Below are 18804 nucleotides of genomic sequence, written 5' to 3' on the forward strand. Positions count from 1 at the left end.
AGGATGTGCTGGGCGGGCGTGGTCTCGCTCTCGGCATGAAGCTCGAAAACTGGCCGCCGCCGGGGCTTTCCCACGGTATGCAGCTGGGCTGATTCAAACGGGGCGATCGCTTTTCGATCGCCCCGATTCTTTGCGCCATCCGGCGGRTGCCTCGCGCATTTCCACCGGAAGTACAGAACGGTCCATAGAGACCGTGCTCTTAATAACGGGGCGTTTTGACAGCCTCGAATAGCGGGTAACCGCGGGAAGTCGCTTCATTCTGACGACTTTTCCTAACAATAGACCTAGAGAGTAAACGCCATGCGCCACCAGAAATCCGGTCGCAAGCTCAACCGCACGAGCAGCCACCGCGAAGCGATGTTCAAGAACATGGCTTCGTCGCTGATCAAGCACGAGCTTATCCGTACCACCCTTCCCAAGGCGAAGGAACTCCGTCGCGTCGCAGAGCCGCTCATCACGCTCTCCAAGACCGATGGCGTTGCCAACCGCCGCCTCGCTTTCGCGCGTCTGCGCGATAAAGAGGCTGTCGGCAAGCTCTTCGTCGAGCTCGGTCCTCGCTACCGCGAGCGTCCCGGCGGCTACCTGCGCATCCTCAAGTGCGGCTTCCGTCCCGGCGATCATGCGCCGATGGCGTATGTCGAACTCGTGGATCGCCCGGCCAAGACCGAAGCGGTCGACGCCGAGTAAGCCCTGGCGGGCCGATTCGAACGAACCCCGGCAGGGAGACCTGCCGGGGTTTTTTCGTTTCGGGGCGGCGACCGGGGATTTGCGGTAATTCTTACGCAAGCCATTGATCCATGGTTACAAAAGAAACTTTACGCAGTTGCTGACAAGCACGTGCACAAAGGGTTAACGTGGGCGTTCCCCACCGCATATCGCCTCTATGAACCTCTCGTTCCGCGGTCGCTATCTCGCCGGTTTCGTTGTTTGTGTTGCCCTCATGGCGTTCGCGCTCTATGCGCAGTACGTGATGCTCCTGGACCCGTGCCCGCTGTGCATCTTCCAGCGTATCGCCGTGTGCACCATGGGCCTGTTCTTCCTGGTCGGTGGCCTGCACGCACCGCGCAGGGTGGGTGTTCGCGGCGTTTACGCCGTCCTGATCACGCTGGGTGGACTCTGGGGCATCGCCACGGCCGGCCGGCATCTGTGGCTGCAGTCGCTTCCCGCCGCGGATGTGCCGGCGTGCGGACCGGGTCTCGGCTATCTGTTCGACGCTTTTCCGTTCACGAAGATGCTCAAGTTGGCGTTCACCGGTTCCGGTGAGTGCGCGAAGATCGAGCCCATCCTCGGCATCCCGATGCCCGGGTGGACGCTGTTCTGGTTCATCGTGCTGACCGTCTGGGCGCTTGTCGCCGTCCGTCGCACCGTCCGTTGATTTCCCCGCGCCGCCCAAGGCGCATACACGAAGGCACCGCCGTCATGCAGCACTCCCTCAAAGCCGTAGCACCCTCGTCCCTCGACTGGACGCCGGGTTCGTGGCGGTCGAGGACCGCCCTCCAGCAGCCGAGCTACGACGACGCCAGCGAACTCGGTCGCGCGCTCGAGCAGCTCGGTCAGCTGCCGCCACTGGTCACTTCCTGGGAGATCCTCGCGCTGAAGCAGCGCATCGCCGAGGCCCAGGATGGCGAGCGCTTCCTGCTCCAGGGCGGCGACTGTGCGGAGAGCTTCGCGGACTGCAACAGCCCGATCATTTCCAATCGACTGAAGGTGCTGCTGCAGATGAGCCTTGTGCTCGTCCACGGCCTGAAGAAGCCCGTGATCCGTGTTGGCCGTTTCGCCGGCCAGTACGCCAAGCCGCGTTCGGCCGACAGCGAAACACGGGAGGGCGTGACCTTGCCGGCGTTTCGCGGCGACCTGGTGAACAGTCCGGAGTTCACACCGGAAGCCCGTCGCGCGGATCCGAATCGCCTGATCAAGGCGCATGCGCGTTCGGCGATGACGATGAATTTCGTGCGGGCATTGATCGACGGTGGTTTTGCCGACCTGCACCACCCGGAATACTGGGATCTCGCCTGGGTCGAGCATTCGCCGCTGGCCGCCGAATACCGCCGCATGGTCGCCAGCATCGGCGATTCGCTGCGCTTCATGGAGACGCTCGCGGGCCAGTCGATCTCGAGCTATTCGCGCGTGGATTTCTACACGTCTCATGAGGCCCTCCTGCTGCATTACGAGGAAGCGCTTACGCGGCAGGTCCCGCGTCAGGATGGTTGGTTCAACCTGTCGACGCACTTCCCGTGGATCGGCATGCGGACCGCGGCGCTCGATGGCGCTCACACCGAGTACTTCCGTGGCATTCGCAATCCCATCGCGGTGAAAGTCGGGCCGACGGTTCAGGCGGATGACCTGCTTCGTCTTATCGATGTGCTCAACCCGAACGAAGAGCCCGGCCGTCTTACGCTCATCCATCGCATGGGCAACGACAAGATCGGCACGCATCTGCAGCCGCTGCTCGAGGCGGTGAAGCGGGAAGGTCGCCGTGTGCTGTGGGTGGCCGATCCGATGCATGGCAATACCGAGAGCACCACCAATGGCTACAAGACCCGTCGCTTCGCCAACATCGCCGGCGAACTCGACCAGGCTTTCGATATCCATGCTGCCGCGGGCACCCGCCTTGGTGGCGTGCATCTCGAACTCACTGGCGAAGACGTGACCGAGTGCCTCGGTGGCGCCCGCGATCTGGTCGAGGGCGACCTCGATCGCGCGTACCGTTCCATGGTCGATCCGCGCCTGAACTATGAGCAGTCACTCGAAATGGCGATGCTGATCGTGCGCAAGTCGGGTGGCATGGTTTGAACCTCTCGTACATGGCGTAACCAAGCCCGGCCTTGTGCCGGGTTTTTTTTTAGCCCGCTGCGCAAGCTCATGCTGCCTTTGTAGGAGCCGATTCATCGGCGAAAGGACGGTCGCTGCGCGCCCCATGCAACCAGCGGCGTTCGCCGCCTCACGCTTGCGGGGGCGTTGGGAGCCCCAAGGGCCAACCCGACCGCGACTCCCACGACAGCACGCGCGCTAGGCGGCGAACGCCGCTGAAGACATGAGCCGCGCAGCGGCTATCCCCAAAAACTACGACCCCGCCCGCAACGCATGTTGCGCACGCGCCCAGGCCACATGCTCGCGTACCACCTCCGACGGGTCGTCGGCGCGTGCGTTTAGTGCGGCGAGAATCTCGCCGCTCGTCGGTGCGTTGCCTAGGCCGACGGCGAGATTGCGTAACCAACCTTCGTAACCCGTGCGACGGATCGCCATGCCTTCGGTGCGTGCAAGGAACTCCGCTTCGCTCCACGCGAAGAGGTCGACGAGCTTAGGGCCGTCGAGGCTGTGGCGTGGGGCGAAGTCGGGCTCCGTCGCTTCCTGGGCGAACTTGTTCCAGGGACAGATCAGCTGGCAGTCATCGCAGCCGAAGATGCGGTTGCCGATGGGCACGCGCAGCGCTTCGGGAATGCTGCCCTTGAGTTCGATGGTGAGATAGGAAATGCACTTTCGCGCGTCGAGGCGGTACGGTGCGACGATCGCCTGGGTGGGGCAGATATCGATGCACTTGCGGCAGCTGCCACAGTGCGCCGTGGCCGGTTTGTCCACGGGCAGGGGGAGATCCGTGTACAGCTCGCCAAGGAAGAAATATGAGCCCGCGCGTTTGTTGATCAACACCGTGTGCTTGCCGATCCAGCCGAGCCCTGCGTTGCGGGCGAGAGCCTTCTCCAGCACCGGAGCGGAATCGACGTAGGCACGGTAGCCAAAGTCGCCGATCCGCTCACCGATCCGCGCCGCCAGTTTCTGCAGGCGGTTTCGCATGACCTTGTGATAGTCGCGACCGAGCGCGTAGCGGGCGACGTACGCCTTGTCGCCATCGTTGATCACGTCCCACGCATTCGCGGTGCCGGGCGGGATGTAGTCCATGCGTACGGACACGACGCGGAGTGTTCCGGGCTCGAGTTCGGCGGGGCGACTGCGGCGCGTGCCATGGCGCGACATGTACTCCATCTCGCCGTGATGACCATCCGCGAGCCACCGCTCCAGGTAGGCCTCATCGTTGCCAAGGTCGGTGCCGGAGATGCCCACGTCGGCAAACCCGAGCTCGCGCGCCCATGCCCTGATGTCGGTGGCAAGGGCGGTGTAGTCGATGGCGGGCGAGGCGGGCATACGTGCATTCTACTTGCCCCTTCTATAATCCCCCGATGACCGCACCCACCCTCGGTACCGCTCTCTTCACTTCGGCGCAGGCCCGCGCGACAGACCAGCGCGCGACGGCCGAGCTCGGCGTCCCCGGCCTGGAGCTGATGACGCGCGCCGCGGCGGCGGCCTTCGCCATGCTGCAGCGCCGCTGGCCGGGTGCCCGGCGCCTGCGGGTGGTCTGCGGCGCGGGAAACAACGGTGGCGACGGCTACCTCGTGGCACGCGACGCACGTCTGGCAGGCTTGTCCGTCGATCTGGTCGCCCTGGGCGAACCTAAGGGCGGCGACGCCTCGCAGGCGCGCGATGCTTTCGTCGCGGCGGGCGGACGTTGCGCCGCCTTTTCCGACTGGACCCGTCTTCCCATCGCTGACGTCTTCGTCGACGCGATCTWCGGCACGGGCCTGAATCGGGCGCCGGAGGGTGAGGCCCACGACGCGATCGAAGCCATGAACGCCGTCGGCACGCCCATCCTCGCCCTCGATATTCCCTCCGGGCTTTCAGCCGACACAGGGGCGATGCCCGGCGTGGCCGTGCGCGCCGAGGCGACCGCGACCTTCATCGTGCAGAAGCGCGGGCTGCATACCTTTCACTGCGAAGTCGCGGGCGTGATCGAGCTTCACGCCCTCGGACTGCCGGATTCGGTCCTCGACACGCCTGACTCACGTCTCCTGTTGCCCGCCCATCTGCACTCGCGGCCGCGCGAGTCGAACAAGGGGACGAACGGTCACGTGCTTGCCATCGGTGGCGACCACGGCACTGGCGGAGCCGTGCGCATGGCCGCTGAAGCCGCGCTGCGTACGGGTGCTGGCCTGGTCAGCGTGGCCACGCGCGAGGAGAACGTGCTGGCGATGAATGCCGCGCGGCCGGAATTGATGGCCCATGGTGTCAATGGCCCGCAGGCCTTGCAGCCGATGCTGGAGAAGGCCTCCGTGCTGGCCCTGGGTCCCGGCCTGGGCCAGGCCGCCTGGGGCCACGCGCTTTGGACCACCGCGCTCGATGCCGGGCTGCCGACCGTGCTCGACGCCGACGGGCTCAACCTGCTGCGTGCCGAGGAGCGCCCATTGCCTCGTACCGTCGTGCTTACGCCGCACCCTGGGGAGGCAGGTCGCCTGCTCGGCATCGACACCCAGGCGGTTCAGGCCGACCGTTTCGCCGCCGTCCGCGAGATGGCCCGGCGCTACAAGGCTGTCGTGGTGCTCAAGGGTAATGGGAGCCTGATCGCTTCACCGACGGGCGAGGTCTCCGTGTGCCCCTGGGGTAATCCAGGCATGGCCAGCGGTGGCATGGGCGACACCCTCACCGGGATTATCGCGGCGCTTCTGGGGCAGGGTTGCGATGCTTACGAGGCGGCCTGCCTCGGCGTGGGGCTGCATGCCCGCGCTGGCGACGCGGCGGCACGCGCCGGTGAGCGGGGGCTGCTCGCAGGGGACCTGCTCGAGCCGCTGCGTCGCCTTGTCAACGGGTTGGATGCATGAGCGCCGAGGTGGAGCTGATCCTCGCGGACGAGGAGGCCACCATGGCCCTGGGTCGTCGCCTCGCGGCGAATCTGCCAGCCGACGGCCTCGTGGCCTTCCTCTACGGCGACCTCGGTGCAGGCAAGACGACGTTCGCCCGCGCCTTTCTTCGCGCGCTCGGTGTGGGCGAGCGTGTGAAGAGCCCGACTTACAGTCTCGTCGAGGGTTACGACCTCGGTGAGCGCCAGGCCTTCCACCTGGATCTTTATCGCATTGCCGATCCGGGCGAGCTGGAGTGGCTTGGCCTGGACAGCCTCGCCGAGCCGGGGGCCATCGTCCTTGTGGAGTGGCCGGAGCGCGGTGCTGGTGCCTTGCCGCCGGTGGACCTAGCGCTGACTTTTCGCCATGAAGCGGAGGGCAGGGCGGTTCGTATGGCGTCGAGGTCGCCGCTCGGCGAGCGCGTCGTGGCTTCCCTGACCACGGTCCCGCCGCGGCAGGACTAACGCCCGCCCCTTGCCGCTTTTGCGCTATTCATCACTGAAATCATGGGCTTTTTGAGGCCGTTGCCCCCGTCGCTTGCGGCACATTCCTGTACGCCCGTTGACGAAGGTTTCGCAGGTTATGGATTAACAAGGGAAAACGTCTTGCATTCGTCGGGCGCTTGCAGTTCAATCCGGGCCGTATGAGGGGAATGACTATCAAACTTGGCCTCCTAGCGTGCGTGACCGCCATCGCGACGCTGACTGCTGCCTCCTCGTCGGCCGCCGACGTGAAGGCCGCCCGTGCGTGGGCCGGTCCTGAGTACACGCGCGTGGTCTTCGATCTGTCCGGGCCGGCGTCCTACAAGATGTCGCAGGGCGACGTGCCCGGCAGTGTCGTGCTGGATGTCGCCAGCAGTTCGGTGACGGGCGATTTCGCCGCGCCGGGCGGCCAGGGCCTGTTCAAGTCGATGACTGTGAGCAAGCAGGGTGGCTCGGCGCGCCTGGTCGCGACGGTCGATCCGAAGGCGAAGCCGAAGAGCTTCCTGCTCAAGCCCGCCGGTGACTACGGCTACCGTCTGGTGCTGGATCTCTATCCGGGTGGGCAGATCGACCCGGGCGACAATCCGCCGCCGGTGGCCGACCACGATGCACCGTCCCTGGCGTCGGCCGACGACGATGCCGCTGCCGAGGCACCGACGCAGGCGCCCGCGCCGACGCGTTCCACCCGCGGTTCGCGCGGCAAGACGGTCCCGGCAGGCCGCCCGCCCATGCTCCCCACCGGGGATCGCAAGGTCGTAGTCGCCATCGACGCCGGTCATGGCGGTGAAGATCCGGGTGCGAAGGGTGCGACCGGCTTGCGCGAGAAGGATGTCACCCTCCAGGTAGCCCGCGAGCTGGCTGACCAGATCAACCGCCAGCCCGGCATGCAGGCCGTGCTGACGCGCAACGGCGACTATTTCATTCCGCTGAAGCGCCGCTACGAAATCGCCCGCGAGCACAACGCGGACATGTTCGTCTCCATTCACGCCGATGCCTTCAAGAACGGCGATGCCAAGGGTTCGTCGGTCTGGGTGCTGTCGCCGCGCGGCAAGACCAGCGAGGCCTCCCGCTGGCTGGCCGATCGTGAAAACCGCGCCGATCTGGTCGGCGGCGTCTCGCTCGACGACAAAGACGATAGCCTCGCTGCCGTATTGCTGGACCTGCAGCAGGGCTATGCCATGCAGGCCAGCGAATCCATCGCCGGGAACGTGCTGAAGGCGCTGGGTCGTCTGGGTCCGACCCATCGCGGTTACGTCGAGCGCGCCAACTTCGTCGTGCTGCGCTCACCGGACGTGCCGTCGATCCTGGTCGAGACAGCGTTCATTACCAATCCGGCGGAAGAAACCCGCCTGCGCGACGATGGACATCGTCGCGAACTCGCCACGGCCGTCCTTGGCGGTGTGCGTAACTATTTCGAGTCGATGCCGCCGCCCGGCACGTGGTTTGCCGCGMAGGCCGCACGCCGCAACGGAACCTCGCTGGCCAGCACGGCGGCGTCCGCGCCGGTGGCTCCCGCGATGGCGGCCGACGCAGGGGCCGTCGCGTCGGATGCCGTGAAGGCGGCAAGCCGCGCCGCGCCGCCGAAAAAGACACTCGCCAGGGCTGACACGCCGGCGCCTTCGAGCAAGGCCGCGAGCGGTCGTGCCGATGACAACGTGCGGGATCTGCACCGGGTCAACCGCGGTGAGACGCTCACCGGCATCGCCAACCAGTACGGCGTTTCCGTGGGCGCGCTGAAGATGGCCAACAAGATGAACGACGATAATGTCCGCATTGGCTCCGTCATGGTGATTCCGTCGGGCTGACGTGGTTCGGCAGTCCGCGGGACCTTGGGCTATCCTTTCGGCCTGAAAGCACGTCAGGTCGCACCGCCCATGCCCAGCATCCGTCCCCTTCCGCCCGAGCTGATCAACCAGATCGCGGCCGGCGAAGTGATCGAGCGTCCCGCCTCTGTGGTGAAGGAGCTCGTCGAGAACAGCATCGATGCCGGAGCCCGCCGCATCGAGGTGGATATCGAGCAGGGCGGCACCCGGCTCATTCGCGTACGCGACGATGGTGGTGGCATCCCGCGCGACGAACTCGCGCTGGCCGTGGCATCGCACGCCACAAGCAAGATCGGCAGCTTCGATGACCTCGAACGCGTGGCAAGCATGGGTTTTCGCGGCGAAGCACTCGCGTCGGTCTCTTCGGTGGCACGCTTCTCCCTGACCTCCAGGCATGAGGGCCAGGACGCCGCGTGGCGCATCGAAGTCGACGGTGGTCGGCTGCAGGATGCGCGCCCCGCACAGCATCCGCCCGGCACCACCATCGAGGTACGCGACCTTTTCTACAACGTGCCGGCGCGCCGCAAGTTCCTCCGTGCGGAGCGCACCGAGTTCGCGCATATCGACGACTTGCTGAAGTCCCTGGCGCTGGCCCGCGAAGGCGTCGATATCCGCCTCACCCACAACGGCAAGCCGGTGCGCCTGCTCAAGCCCGCGCGCGACGAGAACGCCGCGCTCGCGCGCGTCGCCGAGGTGCTTGGTCCCGAATTTCCCGGCCAGTCCTTGCGGGTCGAACACGAGGCTGCCGGCCTGCGGCTGTCGGGCTGGGTGGGTTTGCCGACCGCATCGCGTTCGCAGGCCGACCAACAGTACTTTTACGTCAATGGTCGGCTGGTGCGCGACCGCATCGTCGCGCATGCGGTTCGCCAGGCGTATTCGGACGTGCTGTTCCATGGCCGCCATCCCGTGTTCGTGTTGTTCCTGCAACTGGACCCCACGGGCGTCGACGTGAACGTGCATCCGGCGAAGAGCGAAGTACGTTTTCGCGAGCAGCGCCTGATCCACGACTTCCTGTTCCGCACCTTGCACGAAGCGCTGGCGCAGACCCGGGCCGGTGCATCTGCGCCCGTGATGGAATCCACGTATCCGACCGCTCACGGCACTGCCGGTAGCGCTTATCCGGTCGCGGTTTCACCCATGTCGCCGGCCATGCCGGCATGGCCGCAGTCGGCCAGCCAGTCGCGGCTTAGCCTCGGCGTGCGTGACGAGCCGCTGGCCGACTACGCGACGCTGTTCGGGTCGTCTTCTGCGTCGCGCCCGTCGTTCGCGGCCGGGTCGCCGCTGGCCGGCAACGAGCCCGACGCCGGCAGCGACGTGCCACCGCTTGGCTATGCGATTGCCCAACTGAAAAGCATCTACGTGCTCGCCGAAAATGAGCACGGCTTGATACTGGTGGACATGCACGCGGCGCACGAGCGGATCACCTACGAGAAACTCAAGAACGGCCGCGTCACCGCGAACCTGCGTTCACAGCTGATGCTCGTGCCCTTGTCCATCGCCGTGAGCGCGCGCGAAGCCGCCGCGGCGGAAGAGCACGCGGACGCACTGGCGGAGTGGGGCCTGGAGCTCTCGCGCAGTGGGCCGTCCGGCGTCGTCGTGCGCCGTATTCCGTCGCTTCTCGAAGGTGCCGACGTGGCCCAGCTGACGCGCGACGTGCTCGCCGAACTGTCCCAGCACGGCAGCTCGCGGCGCCTCGAGGAGCTGGAAAACGAATTGCTCTCGACCATGGCTTGTCACGGCTCTGTACGCGCGGGCCGGCGCCTGGGCATTCCCGAAATGAATGCGCTGCTGCGCGAAATGGAAGCTACCGAGCGGTCTGGACAATGCAATCACGGTCGGCCTACCTGGGTACAGTTATCCTTGGGCGAGCTGGATCGGTTGTTCCTTCGCGGTCGCTGATCGCGCTATGCTGGACGGATAGACGTCCAAACGAGGTAACGCCATGATCCGCTCGCTCGCCTTTGCCTCCGTGATCGCCGTGACCACGGGAAGTGCCGTTGCCGGTGACGACTACGCGGCCTCCGTGGAGAAAGTCCGTGCCGACCGCCTGCAGACGCTGAAGGCGCCGGACGGCTGGCTCAGTCTCATCGGGCTCGAATGGCTCCAGCCCGGCGTCAATCGCATCGGCAGCGCCGCGGACAACGACATCATCCTTAAGGCGGGTCCGGCGCATCTCGGCACGATCACTCTCGACGAAGGCGGCTCGGCCACGCTCGAGCTGGCCAAGGGCAGTGGGGTCCTCGTCGACGGTCGCGATGTCCAGCGCGCCACGCTCGTGGACGATGGCGGCACGGGCCGCAAGGCCACGGAAGTGCGCTTCGGCTCGGCGAATTTCTTCGTCATCGCTCGCGAGGGCAAGAAGGCCCTGCGCGTGAAGGACGAGAACGCCGACTCACGGGCTCACTTCGTCGGTCTCGACTATTTCCCGATCGACCCGTCGTGGCGCGTGGTCGCCGACTGGGTGCCTTTCGATCCGCCGCACGAGCTGGAAATCGGCAATGTGCTCGGCGGCATCGACAAGGAGAAGGTGCCGGGCAAGGCCGTGTTCGTCCGCGACGGTCATACCTTCGAGCTGTATCCGATCCAGGAAGAACCGGATTCGCTTTTCTTCGTCTTCGCCGACCGCACCAGTGGCAAGGAGACCTACGGCGCAGCGCGTTTTCTGGACACCGCGCTGGCGAAGGACGGCAAGCTTGTCCTCGATTTCAACGAGGCCCGCAATCCGCCCTGCGCTTTCACGCCGTATGCGACCTGTCCGTTGGCTCCGCCGGAGAACCGGCTCGATGTGCGGGTGACGGCCGGCGAGAAGAAGTACGCCGGCGGGCATGGGTGAGTTTTGCTGGCCAGGAGCATCGCCGATGAATCGGCTCCTACCCAGCAGGTCCCGTCAACCTGCTCGGTAGGAGCCGCTTCAGCGGCGATGCCTTTACCTCAGGCCCCTTTGAACGACGGCTTCCGGCGTTCCAGAAACGCGCTCGTGCCTTCGCGCATGTCTTCGGTGGAAAACGCGATCGCGAAGCCCTGGGTCTCAAATGCCAGGCCCTGGTCGATTGCGCATTCGCCGCCTTCGATCACGGCCTCGAGGATGCCCTTGAGCGCCAGCGGTGCGGCCGCCGCCAGCTGGTCGGCCATGGCATCCACGGTCGCTTCGAGTTCCTCGGAGGGCACCACGCGGGCCACGATGCCCAGCCGCTCGGCCCGTGCGGCGTCGATGGGTTGACCGAGCAGGCAGAGTTCCAGTGCCGCACCGCGCCCGGCGAGGCGGGTGAGGCGTTGCGTGCCACCGAAACCCGGGATGAGCCCGAGGCCGATCTCGGGTTGGCCGAAGCGTGCTTTCTCGCTGGCCACGCGGATGTGACAGGCCATGGCCAGTTCCATGCCACCGCCGAGGGCATAGCCCTGGATCTTCCCGATCACCGGCTTGCCGAGGCGCTCGATGGTCAGCATCAGGTCCTGTCCGGCGCGTGATGCCGCCTGGGCCTTCACCGGTGCCCACCCCGTCATCTCCGAGATGTCCGCACCGGCCACGAAGGCCTTCTCGCCGGCACCGCCGAGGATAACGACGCGAACGGCATCGTCCTGGGCGGCCTGGCGAAACGCCAGGGTCAGCTCGGCAATGGTTTCCTGATTGAGCGCATTGAGCTTGTCGGGGCGGTTGACAGTGATGGTGCGGACGGCAGCGCGGTTCGCGGTGGTCACATGACGGAAGGCCATGGCGGTTCCTGGCGAGGGGATGAGGAAGCAAATGTTAGCAGGGGAACCTTTGGCTTCCGGCGGCGTCTGATGGCGAACGGGCGGCCTCGTGGCCGATGGACTATCCTCCACGCACGCTCAAAGTTCCGGATTCACGGAGAACGGGATGTCACCCTTGCGTTTCCTGGTCATCGCGCTGGCACTGGTCAGTGGCGCGGCGCTTGCACAGTCGGCTCCGACCGCTCCGGCATCCGGGGCGCCGGCAATCGACAAGACCAAGCTGTCCTATGCGATCGGCTACCAGATTGGCACCCAGTTCGCGAACAGCGCGCAGCCCGATGTCGACATTTCCGTACTGGTGAAGGCCTTGCAGGATGGTTATGCCAAGCGCGCCCCCGGCATCCCGATCGACACCATGCAGCAGCAGTTGGTCAACTTCGATGCGAAGGTCCAGCGTGACTCCGTCGTCGAGTTCCGTCGTGTGGCCACGGCGAACGCCCAGCGAAGTGCCGACTTCCTTGCCCACAACCGCACGCGTCCCGGCGTAGTGACCTTGCCCTCGGGTATTCAGTACGCGGTGCTCACCAAGGGCCGCGGCGCGCAGGCGCAGATGACCAGCACGGTGGTGGTGAACTACCGCGGCGCGCTGATCGACGGTACCGAGTTCGATAGCTCCTACGCCCACGGCAAGCCGGTCACCTTCACGGTGAATCGCGTCATCGCCGGTTGGCAGGACGTGATCCCGCGCATGCACGTGGGCGACAAATGGAAGGTGGTGATCCCGCCGGCCCTGGCTTATGGCGAGCGGGGCGAATTGCCGCGTATCGGGCCGAACGAAGCCCTGGTCTTCGACATCGAACTGGTCGACATCCAGCAGTAACCGGGCCGGGGCGCTAGAATGGCCGACGGTATGGCCATCGTCCCCTCGTCAACGCTACCCCTGACGCCTTGCACCGGCGTGTGTCGACTCGACACGCGCGGGCTGTGCGAGGGCTGCCTGCGCACGGGTGACGAGATCGCCCGCTGGTCCACGATGGACGATGTGCAGAAGCTTTGGATCATGGACGAGGTGCTGCCGCACCGGCAGGCGCGCTGATGGACGACCTGCTCGCGAAGTTACGTGGCGCGCTGCTTCCCCTGGAGGCGCCTCCCGGTCCGCGTGGCTGGAACCACGCGGACATGGCCGAGTTGATCGGCGCCGCCCCGCGTCGCCCCGCGGCGGTGCTTATTGGCATCCGTGACGATCGCGAGCAGCGCGTCGTGCTCACCGTGCGCACGGACACCCTGCAGCAGCATGCGGGGCAGGTCGCCTTCCCCGGCGGCCGTGTCGAACCCGACGACGTGGATGTCGTGGCCACGGCGCTTCGCGAAAGCGAGGAGGAAATCGGCCTCGATGCCAGCATGGTCACGCCGCTCGGTTTCCTCGAAGCGTTCGAGACGATCAGCGGTTATTCGGTGACGCCCGTGGTGGCACGCATTGCGGCGAACGCGGCGCTGAAACCCGATCCGGGTGAGGTAGCGGAAGTCTTCGAAGTGCCGTTTGCCTTCTTCCTCGAGCCTGCCAACTTGCGCCGGTATACGATGGATTTTCGCGGCCACCGGCGGGAGATGGTCGAGTTCCTCCATGCGGGTTACCGCATATGGGGTGTCACCGCGGCGATCCTTTACAACCTCCTGAAGCGGATGGGTCATCCATGTTGATTTCACGCACGCTGATCGACGCGGCAACCGCCGCCCATGTTTCCGCGGACGATGTGCTCTTCGTCGACTGCCGCTTCGATCTCGCGGATGCGGGCAAGGGCGATCGCGATTACGCCGCCGGCCACATCGTCGGCGCCGTGCGGGCCGACCTCGACCGCGATCTTGCGGATATGGCGACGCCATCTGCCGGACGCGGTCGGCATCCGTTGCCCGAGGCGTCGTCGTTCGCGGCGTGGCTATCGCGCGCTGGCTGGCGGCCGGACCTGCAGGTCGTCGCCTATGACGCAGCCGGCGGTGCGCTTGCGGCGGCGCGCTTCTGGTGGCTTGCCCGACTTGCCGGCATCGACAACGTCGCTGTGCTCGACGGCGGCTGGGCGGGGTGGCTCGACGCCGGCGCGCCCGTCGACGATGCGGTCGTTCAGCATGGGGCGACCTCCGTCCACGTGGCGTTCGACGAAGCGGGCACCGTGGGCGCCGACGAACTGGCGGAAGGCGTCGCCAGCGGCCGCTTCCTCTTGCTCGACGCGCGTGCCGCGCCGCGATATCGCGGCGATGTCGAGCCGCTGGACCCGGTCGCAGGGCACGTACCGGGTGCGAGGAATCATCCGTTCGCGGACAACCTGGATGCGCATGGGCGCTTCCGTTTGCCGGAGGAATTGCAACGCGAGTTCAGGTCGTTGCTTGGAGCGCACGATGCGGAAGATGTCGTCCACATGTGCGGTTCCGGCGTGACCGCTTGCCATAACCTGCTGGCGATGGAATACGCAGGGCTCTGTGGCTCGCGACTTTATGCGCCGTCGTGGAGTGGGTGGGTGAGCGATCGGTCGCGCGGGGTTGCCCTGGGCGACCCCGTGTAGGATCCGATTCACAGCGAAATGCTACGCCGCTCCCGCGCACTGATGTGCGCTGCTTCAATCACCCGGATCACATCGCGCGCCGAGTGCGCATCGACCGGCATCGCCGTGTTCTCTCTGATCGCCGTGGCCACGCCGTCGTAGAACGCGGTGTAGCGCCCCGGCAGGGTATCGATCACCGTCGCCGTGCCGTCGGCATCCGTGAAACGGCCAAACAGAAGCGGGTCGTCGCCACCCCAGCCCTCGCCACCGGGCCGCCGACCCTCGCGCAGCGCGGCCTCCTGCCCGTCGATGCCATATTTCACGAAGCTGCCGCCGTCACCGTGCACGAGGTAGCGGGGCCCGGGATCGCGTACCAGGACGGACGCGTGAAGCACCGCGCGGCGATGCCCGTAGTCGAGCACCAGATGGAAGTAATCGTCGGCCCTGGCCGCGGCGCGCTGGCGTGCCACGTCGGCTGTGATGGCCTGTGGCATGCCGAAGAGCACCAGCGCCTGGTCGATCAGGTGCGCCCCCAGGTCATAGAGCAATCCGGCGCCCGGCGTCTCGGTTTCGCGCCAGCCCTGTTTGATCTCCGGCCGGAAGCGATCGAAATGCGCCTCGAAATAGACGACTTCACCAAGCCGGCCGTCGTCGACGAGGCGCCGCACGGTCAGGAAGTCGTTGTCCCAGCGGCGGTTCTGGAATACCGAGAGCTTGCGCCCCACCTGGTCGGCGAGGCCGATAAGCGCCTCGGCTTCCCCCGCATTGAGCGTGAACGGCTTGTCGACGACGACGTGTTTGCCCGCTTCCAATGCGGCGCGGGCCAGCGGCGCATGGGTCTCGTTTGGGGTGGCGATGACGACGAGGTCGATGGACGGATCGGCCAGCAGCGCCCGGGGGTCCTCATAGGCCACGGCCTCCGGGAAATCCCGGCGGATCTCGTCGGTGCGGCGGCTGCCGATGGCGGACAGGCGGAGGCCGTCGGCGGCGGCGATCAATGGCGCGTGGAAGAAGGCGCCTGCCGTGCCGTAGCCGATAAGGCCGGTGGAGATCGGTTGCATGGTCGCTCCTGGGCGGGATATGCCGCCAAGATTAGCGCGGCTCRCCTGACCGTTTCGTTTAAAGTCGAACCCTTCGTTGGAGGAGAGCCGCCATGCCCACACCGAAACACGTTGCGCCGGTCCCGTCCTCGCCTATCGGCGAATGGCCCGACAAGGTGGTCCTCGTGACCGGCGGGGCGCAGGGAATCGGTCGGGGAATCGCCGAAGGCGTTCTGGATGCCGGTGGCCGCGTCGTCATCGGGGACCTGGACGCCGAAGCGGGCAAGGCCTGCATCGACGCCTGGGACGCGGGCGATCGCGCGGCCTTTCTCGTCCTCGACGTGGCGAAGGAAGCGAGCGTCAAGCGCTTTGTGGCGGCGGCGCTTCGCCGATTCGGACGCATCGACGGCCTCGTCAATAATGCGGGCATCGCGAACGCACACACCGCGCCCGTCGAAAAACTCGACTGGGCCGAATGGAAGCGCCGCATCGATACCAACCTTGGCGGCACGTTCTTGTGCAGCAAGCACGCATTGCCCTCGTTGAAGAAGTCCAACGGAGCGATCGTCAACATCGCTTCGTCGCGTGCGCACCAGTCCGAACCCGATAGCGAAGCCTATGCGGCGAGCAAGGGCGGCATCGTCGCGTTCACGCACGCGCTCGCGATCAGTGCGGGTCCCGTCCGCGTCAATGCGATCAATCCGGGATGGATCGTCGTGGACGACTGGAGGAAGCCGTCGGCGCGGCGCAAGCCCAGGCTGTCCGCGGCGGACCACGCACAGCATCCGGTCGGCAGGGCAGGTGTGCCGCCGGACATCGCGGCGCTTGCCGTGTTCTTGCTGTCGTCGCAGGCAGGCTTCATTACTGGAGAGAATTTCACGGTGGACGGTGGTGTCGCCCGCAAGATGCACTACGTCTAGGCGCTGTAGCGTTCGAGCGGGATGGTCGTCTTGCCACCCGGGTCGAAGCGCCCGTTGGCCTCGTTATAGTCCCACTGCTCGACAACGCATGCCTGGCGGTCGCCGGATGCGTCGTGCCGGATCACGTTGAACGAATTGCTTATGCCTTCACGGATGCGCGTCGACAGGGCCGTACCCGCCTGCACCGACCATAGCTCGCTGGCCAGCTTGCGCGACGGCGTATTCAAGGGGCGCACATACGGCAGATGGATGTGACCGCCGAGAACGAGATCCGCCCCCGCCGCGGCCCAGGCCGCGATGGCGCGCTCATGGTTGATCAACAGGTTACGGACGTCCTTCTCGCGGATGACGTGCACGGGTTGGTGCGTGACGACCACGCGCAACTGTGCGTCGGTTGCCTGCCGCAAGCGCGCGCAGACGCGATCGATCTGCGCGTCCGACACCTCACCGTCCTTGTGCCGGCGGGGCCGCACCGTGTTGACGCCGATGGCCAGCACGTCGTCGCTGGCGAACGATGGCTCCAGGTTGTCGCCAAACACGCGGCGGTACCCTGCGAAGGGCGAGAGCAACCGGGCGAATACATTGACCAGCGGCACATCGTGGTTGCCAGGGATCACCAGCGTCGGCCGGTCATAGCCGTCGATGAATTGTTTCGCGGCATCGAACTGGGAGCGTCGGGCTCGCTGGGTCACGTCGCCTGAGAGAATGACGAGTTCGGGTCGCATCGAGACGAGAAGTTCACCGAGTGCGGTCACTACCTCGGGTCGCTCGGTGCCGAAATGGGGATCCGAAATGTGCGCGATGGTACTCATCCGGGATCCTCGCCGGGCTGGCGCGCACCATCGGTGAGCAAGGCAAGCGGACGCGGTGCGGCGCGGAACACGAGAGGCGGGTCGAGCCAGATGATCTCACCGTCGACCGCCACCTTGAGTTTCGCGCGGTGACGCTTCGGAGTCACGGTGATCTCGCGGAAGGCGAAGCTGACGGCATGCCGTGCTTCTCCCAGCTTACCCAGCGCGCCGCGTACGATCAGTCCGAACATGGTCAGGCGGCCGATCGGCTTGAGGACCAGGCCGGCGAGGGTCCCGTCGTTGCGCTGTACGTCGATGGCTTCGGCGAGGCCGATCTTCTCCAGTTGCAGCGCATTGTTGCCGACGAACAGCGTGGGCGTGCGTAGCTTCCGCGTTCGCGCGCCGTCACTCACCTCGATGCGCAACGACCGGTAACCACGCATCATGGTCGCAAGGCCTGACCACAGCGCCACGATGCGGTGGCGGCCAAAGCGCTGTTTCCACGCCTCGCGGTCTTCGAGTACCTGTGGGTACAAGCCAAGGCTCGCATTGACGAGGAACACGCGGTCGTTGACCAGGCCGATCTGCGCGTGGCCGAGGGTCGCACGCAGCAAGGCTTCCGTCGCTCCGCGCGTATCGGTCGGTATGCCGTGTGTGCGGCCGACGAAGTTGAACGTACCTTGGGGCAGGATGCCCATCGGCAGCTGTTCGCGCCACGCAGCGGCGGCCACGACGTTGATGGTGCCGTCGCCCCCGGCGCCGACGATCGCGCCGCCGGAGGCCTTGGCGAACGCGATGGCGTCACGCACCACATCGGCGATGTCGCCTTCGCCATCGAACAGGAAGAAGCGATGCGACCGTCCGGCCGCATCCAGGATCGAGGCAATCTCCTCGCGCGCGATGACGGCATCCTGGTGTCCGGAGCCGACGTTCATCACGATGGCGAAGGAAAGATCGTTACTCATCGGAGGGATCGAAGCATCCGGCTTGTCACGGTGGCATGAATTCAGTCGGTCGCCTTGCGTCCTTGCCGCATGCGGATGTATTCGGCGCTCCCCACGCATAGCGTCAGCCATGCGAGGCCCGTGGCATATCCGGCCATGACGTCGCTGAAATAATGCACTTGCAGCAGGATACGGCTGATGCCGATGAGGCTGATCATCGCTACCGCGACGATGACGATGGGCCGGTGAAAGCGGGGCGGCGTGAGCACGAGCAGGACGTAGGCGAGCATGCCGTAGAACACCATCGAGCCCGAGGCGTGGCCGCTGGGAAAGCTGTAACTTTTCTCGATGATGAAACCGTGATCGTGCAAGGGTCGCTCACGCTGGAACCACGCCTTCAACAGGCTGTTGATCACGACGGTGCCGACCAGGGTGACGATCCACACGCTGGCCAGCCGCCAGTGCCGTCGCCATAGCAACCCGATGAAGAGGAGCGCTGCGATCGTGCCGAGCACCGCCGAATTTCCCGTGCGCGAGAGCAGGGCCACGACGTGAAGGACTGGTCGGGGCATATTCTCCCGCAGGTCGCTGGCCAGGGAGGCGTCGAAGACGGTCAACCCTGCCTGCTCACGAACTTCCACGGCGATGACGGTGGCGATCAGCAGGGTCGCCACGATCACGGCGACGGCCGTGGTTGGCCGCAGGAAGATTCGTGCGGCCGGGTCCAGGCCCTCGCGGCGACGCACCGCCCGTCGCCAGCCGACATCGGCCCCCAGCAAGGCCACGGCGAGCAAGACCGCCCAGATCGATAGGGCGTGCTGGCTGATCCATTCCGCATCCATTTCCGCAAGGTCCTCGTCTCATGGCAGGATCGGCCATGTTGCCATGCCGCGCCTCCGCGGCGAGAA

The 18804-nt window shown here is 66.0% G+C and carries 19 protein-coding genes; 13 read left to right on the plus strand and 6 right to left on the minus strand.

The window, feature by feature from the left end; translation table 11 throughout:
* Positions 1 to 300: 300 nt before the first annotated feature.
* From rplQ to AC1DSN_RS07255, 3 genes are all read left to right on the plus strand, one after another.
* Entirely contained in the window at positions 301 to 687 is a 387-nt protein-coding gene (gene rplQ / locus AC1DSN_RS07245) for a 50S ribosomal protein L17 (RefSeq protein WP_063570892.1), read from the plus strand.
* Between the two features lie 196 nt (positions 688 to 883).
* Entirely contained in the window at positions 884 to 1375 is a 492-nt protein-coding gene (locus tag AC1DSN_RS07250) for a disulfide bond formation protein B (RefSeq protein ID WP_477295531.1), read from the plus strand.
* 44 nt (positions 1376 to 1419) lie between these two features.
* Positions 1420 to 2793 (plus strand): class II 3-deoxy-7-phosphoheptulonate synthase, encoded by a 1374-nt coding sequence (locus AC1DSN_RS07255; RefSeq protein ID WP_477295529.1) that lies wholly within the window; start codon positions 1420 to 1422, stop codon positions 2791 to 2793.
* 270 nt (positions 2794 to 3063) lie between these two features.
* Here AC1DSN_RS07255 and queG read toward each other — a convergent pair whose 3' ends face one another.
* On the minus strand, positions 3064 to 4140 hold the full coding sequence (queG, locus tag AC1DSN_RS07260) for a tRNA epoxyqueuosine(34) reductase QueG (RefSeq protein WP_477295527.1): 1077 nt from the start codon (positions 4138 to 4140) through the stop codon (positions 3064 to 3066).
* A 35-nt stretch (positions 4141 to 4175) separates the two neighbouring features.
* On the opposite strand from queG, the gene AC1DSN_RS07265 reads away from it, so the two are divergent.
* The 5 genes from AC1DSN_RS07265 to AC1DSN_RS07285 all read left to right on the plus strand — a co-directional run bounded on the left by AC1DSN_RS07265 (position 4176) and on the right by AC1DSN_RS07285 (position 10804).
* The gene (locus AC1DSN_RS07265; protein WP_477330103.1) at positions 4176 to 5648 is read left to right on the plus strand and encodes an NAD(P)H-hydrate dehydratase; all 1473 of its coding nucleotides are present in this window, start codon (positions 4176 to 4178) and stop codon (positions 5646 to 5648) included.
* Positions 5645 to 6130: a tRNA (adenosine(37)-N6)-threonylcarbamoyltransferase complex ATPase subunit type 1 TsaE gene (gene tsaE, locus AC1DSN_RS07270; RefSeq protein WP_477330105.1), complete on the plus strand. Its 486-nt coding sequence runs from the start codon at positions 5645 to 5647 to the stop codon at positions 6128 to 6130. The genes AC1DSN_RS07265 and tsaE overlap by 4 nt, the downstream gene beginning before the upstream one ends.
* A gap of 179 nt (positions 6131 to 6309) precedes the next feature.
* The gene (locus tag AC1DSN_RS07275; protein WP_477330107.1) at positions 6310 to 7953 is read left to right on the plus strand and encodes an N-acetylmuramoyl-L-alanine amidase; all 1644 of its coding nucleotides are present in this window, start codon (positions 6310 to 6312) and stop codon (positions 7951 to 7953) included.
* 69 nt (positions 7954 to 8022) lie between these two features.
* Positions 8023 to 9870: a DNA mismatch repair endonuclease MutL gene (gene mutL / locus AC1DSN_RS07280; protein ID WP_477295798.1), complete on the plus strand. Its 1848-nt coding sequence runs from the start codon at positions 8023 to 8025 to the stop codon at positions 9868 to 9870.
* A 43-nt stretch (positions 9871 to 9913) separates the two neighbouring features.
* The gene (locus AC1DSN_RS07285; RefSeq protein WP_477330109.1) at positions 9914 to 10804 is read left to right on the plus strand and encodes a DUF1684 domain-containing protein; all 891 of its coding nucleotides are present in this window, start codon (positions 9914 to 9916) and stop codon (positions 10802 to 10804) included.
* A 98-nt stretch (positions 10805 to 10902) separates the two neighbouring features.
* Here the strand turns inward: AC1DSN_RS07285 and AC1DSN_RS07290 are convergent, their stop codons facing one another.
* Complete coding sequence (locus AC1DSN_RS07290; RefSeq protein WP_477295802.1) at positions 10903 to 11685, minus strand: enoyl-CoA hydratase/isomerase family protein; 783 nt, start codon at positions 11683 to 11685, stop codon at positions 10903 to 10905.
* A 145-nt stretch (positions 11686 to 11830) separates the two neighbouring features.
* On the opposite strand from AC1DSN_RS07290, the gene AC1DSN_RS07295 reads away from it, so the two are divergent.
* The 4 genes from AC1DSN_RS07295 to AC1DSN_RS07310 are packed head-to-tail and all read left to right on the plus strand — an operon-like array spanning position 11831 to position 14222.
* On the plus strand, positions 11831 to 12544 hold the full coding sequence (locus AC1DSN_RS07295; protein ID WP_477295804.1) for an FKBP-type peptidyl-prolyl cis-trans isomerase: 714 nt from the start codon (positions 11831 to 11833) through the stop codon (positions 12542 to 12544).
* Between the two features lie 18 nt (positions 12545 to 12562).
* Positions 12563 to 12760 (plus strand): DUF1289 domain-containing protein, encoded by a 198-nt coding sequence (locus AC1DSN_RS07300; RefSeq protein ID WP_063572441.1) that lies wholly within the window; start codon positions 12563 to 12565, stop codon positions 12758 to 12760.
* Entirely contained in the window at positions 12760 to 13365 is a 606-nt protein-coding gene (locus AC1DSN_RS07305) for a CoA pyrophosphatase (RefSeq protein WP_477295806.1), read from the plus strand. The genes AC1DSN_RS07300 and AC1DSN_RS07305 overlap by 1 nt, the downstream gene beginning before the upstream one ends.
* On the plus strand, positions 13359 to 14222 hold the full coding sequence (locus AC1DSN_RS07310) for a sulfurtransferase (RefSeq protein WP_477295808.1): 864 nt from the start codon (positions 13359 to 13361) through the stop codon (positions 14220 to 14222). The genes AC1DSN_RS07305 and AC1DSN_RS07310 overlap by 7 nt, the downstream gene beginning before the upstream one ends.
* Positions 14223 to 14230: 8 nt before the next feature.
* Here AC1DSN_RS07310 and AC1DSN_RS07315 read toward each other — a convergent pair whose 3' ends face one another.
* The gene (locus AC1DSN_RS07315; RefSeq protein WP_477295816.1) at positions 14231 to 15262 is read right to left on the minus strand and encodes an oxidoreductase; all 1032 of its coding nucleotides are present in this window, start codon (positions 15260 to 15262) and stop codon (positions 14231 to 14233) included.
* Between the two features lie 92 nt (positions 15263 to 15354).
* Here AC1DSN_RS07315 and AC1DSN_RS07320 point away from each other — a divergent pair, with 92 nt between their 5' ends.
* Entirely contained in the window at positions 15355 to 16161 is an 807-nt protein-coding gene (locus tag AC1DSN_RS07320; protein ID WP_477295810.1) for an SDR family oxidoreductase, read from the plus strand.
* Here the strand turns inward: AC1DSN_RS07320 and AC1DSN_RS07325 are convergent.
* The 3 genes from AC1DSN_RS07325 to AC1DSN_RS07335 are packed head-to-tail and all read right to left on the minus strand — an operon-like array spanning position 16158 to position 18738.
* Positions 16158 to 16973 carry a metallophosphoesterase family protein gene (locus AC1DSN_RS07325; protein WP_477295812.1) on the minus strand — a complete coding sequence of 272 codons (816 nt, stop codon included), beginning with the start codon at positions 16971 to 16973 and terminating at the stop codon, positions 16158 to 16160. The two genes, AC1DSN_RS07320 and AC1DSN_RS07325, sit on opposite strands and share 4 nt — an antisense overlap.
* A complete protein-coding gene (locus AC1DSN_RS07330; protein ID WP_477330111.1) occupies positions 16970 to 17917 on the minus strand; it encodes a diacylglycerol/lipid kinase family protein in 948 nt (315 codons plus the stop codon). The genes AC1DSN_RS07325 and AC1DSN_RS07330 overlap by 4 nt, the downstream gene beginning before the upstream one ends.
* A gap of 41 nt (positions 17918 to 17958) precedes the next feature.
* Positions 17959 to 18738, minus strand: coding sequence for a phosphatase PAP2 family protein (locus AC1DSN_RS07335; RefSeq protein ID WP_477298190.1), 780 nt, complete (start codon positions 18736 to 18738; stop codon positions 17959 to 17961).
* Positions 18739 to 18804 lie beyond the last annotated feature (66 nt).

This window comes from Luteibacter sp. P4_D7_3, assembly GCF_056401735.1.

Excerpts from the sequence above, each read along its gene's own strand:
- AC1DSN_RS07330 (WP_477330111.1), bottom strand. The coding sequence starts at position 17,917 with ATGAGTAACGATCTTTCCTTCGCCATCGTGATGAACGTCGGCTCCGGA.
- AC1DSN_RS07310 (WP_477295808.1), top strand. The coding sequence starts at position 13,359 with ATGTTGATTTCACGCACGCTGATCGACGCGGCAACCGCCGCCCATGTT.
- AC1DSN_RS07305 (WP_477295806.1), top strand. The coding sequence starts at position 12,760 with ATGGACGACCTGCTCGCGAAGTTACGTGGCGCGCTGCTTCCCCTGGAG.
- AC1DSN_RS07250 (WP_477295531.1), top strand. The coding sequence starts at position 884 with ATGAACCTCTCGTTCCGCGGTCGCTATCTCGCCGGTTTCGTTGTTTGT.
- rplQ (WP_063570892.1), top strand. The coding sequence starts at position 301 with ATGCGCCACCAGAAATCCGGTCGCAAGCTCAACCGCACGAGCAGCCAC.
- AC1DSN_RS07290 (WP_477295802.1), bottom strand. The coding sequence starts at position 11,685 with ATGGCCTTCCGTCATGTGACCACCGCGAACCGCGCTGCCGTCCGCACC.
- AC1DSN_RS07255 (WP_477295529.1), top strand. The coding sequence starts at position 1,420 with ATGCAGCACTCCCTCAAAGCCGTAGCACCCTCGTCCCTCGACTGGACG.
- AC1DSN_RS07300 (WP_063572441.1), top strand. The coding sequence starts at position 12,563 with ATGGCCGACGGTATGGCCATCGTCCCCTCGTCAACGCTACCCCTGACG.
- AC1DSN_RS07320 (WP_477295810.1), top strand. The coding sequence starts at position 15,355 with ATGCCCACACCGAAACACGTTGCGCCGGTCCCGTCCTCGCCTATCGGC.
- mutL (WP_477295798.1), top strand. The coding sequence starts at position 8,023 with ATGCCCAGCATCCGTCCCCTTCCGCCCGAGCTGATCAACCAGATCGCG.
- AC1DSN_RS07315 (WP_477295816.1), bottom strand. The coding sequence starts at position 15,262 with ATGCAACCGATCTCCACCGGCCTTATCGGCTACGGCACGGCAGGCGCC.
- queG (WP_477295527.1), bottom strand. The coding sequence starts at position 4,140 with ATGCCCGCCTCGCCCGCCATCGACTACACCGCCCTTGCCACCGACATC.
- AC1DSN_RS07325 (WP_477295812.1), bottom strand. The coding sequence starts at position 16,973 with ATGAGTACCATCGCGCACATTTCGGATCCCCATTTCGGCACCGAGCGA.
- AC1DSN_RS07335 (WP_477298190.1), bottom strand. The coding sequence starts at position 18,738 with ATGGATGCGGAATGGATCAGCCAGCACGCCCTATCGATCTGGGCGGTC.
- AC1DSN_RS07285 (WP_477330109.1), top strand. The coding sequence starts at position 9,914 with ATGATCCGCTCGCTCGCCTTTGCCTCCGTGATCGCCGTGACCACGGGA.
- AC1DSN_RS07295 (WP_477295804.1), top strand. The coding sequence starts at position 11,831 with ATGTCACCCTTGCGTTTCCTGGTCATCGCGCTGGCACTGGTCAGTGGC.
- tsaE (WP_477330105.1), top strand. The coding sequence starts at position 5,645 with ATGAGCGCCGAGGTGGAGCTGATCCTCGCGGACGAGGAGGCCACCATG.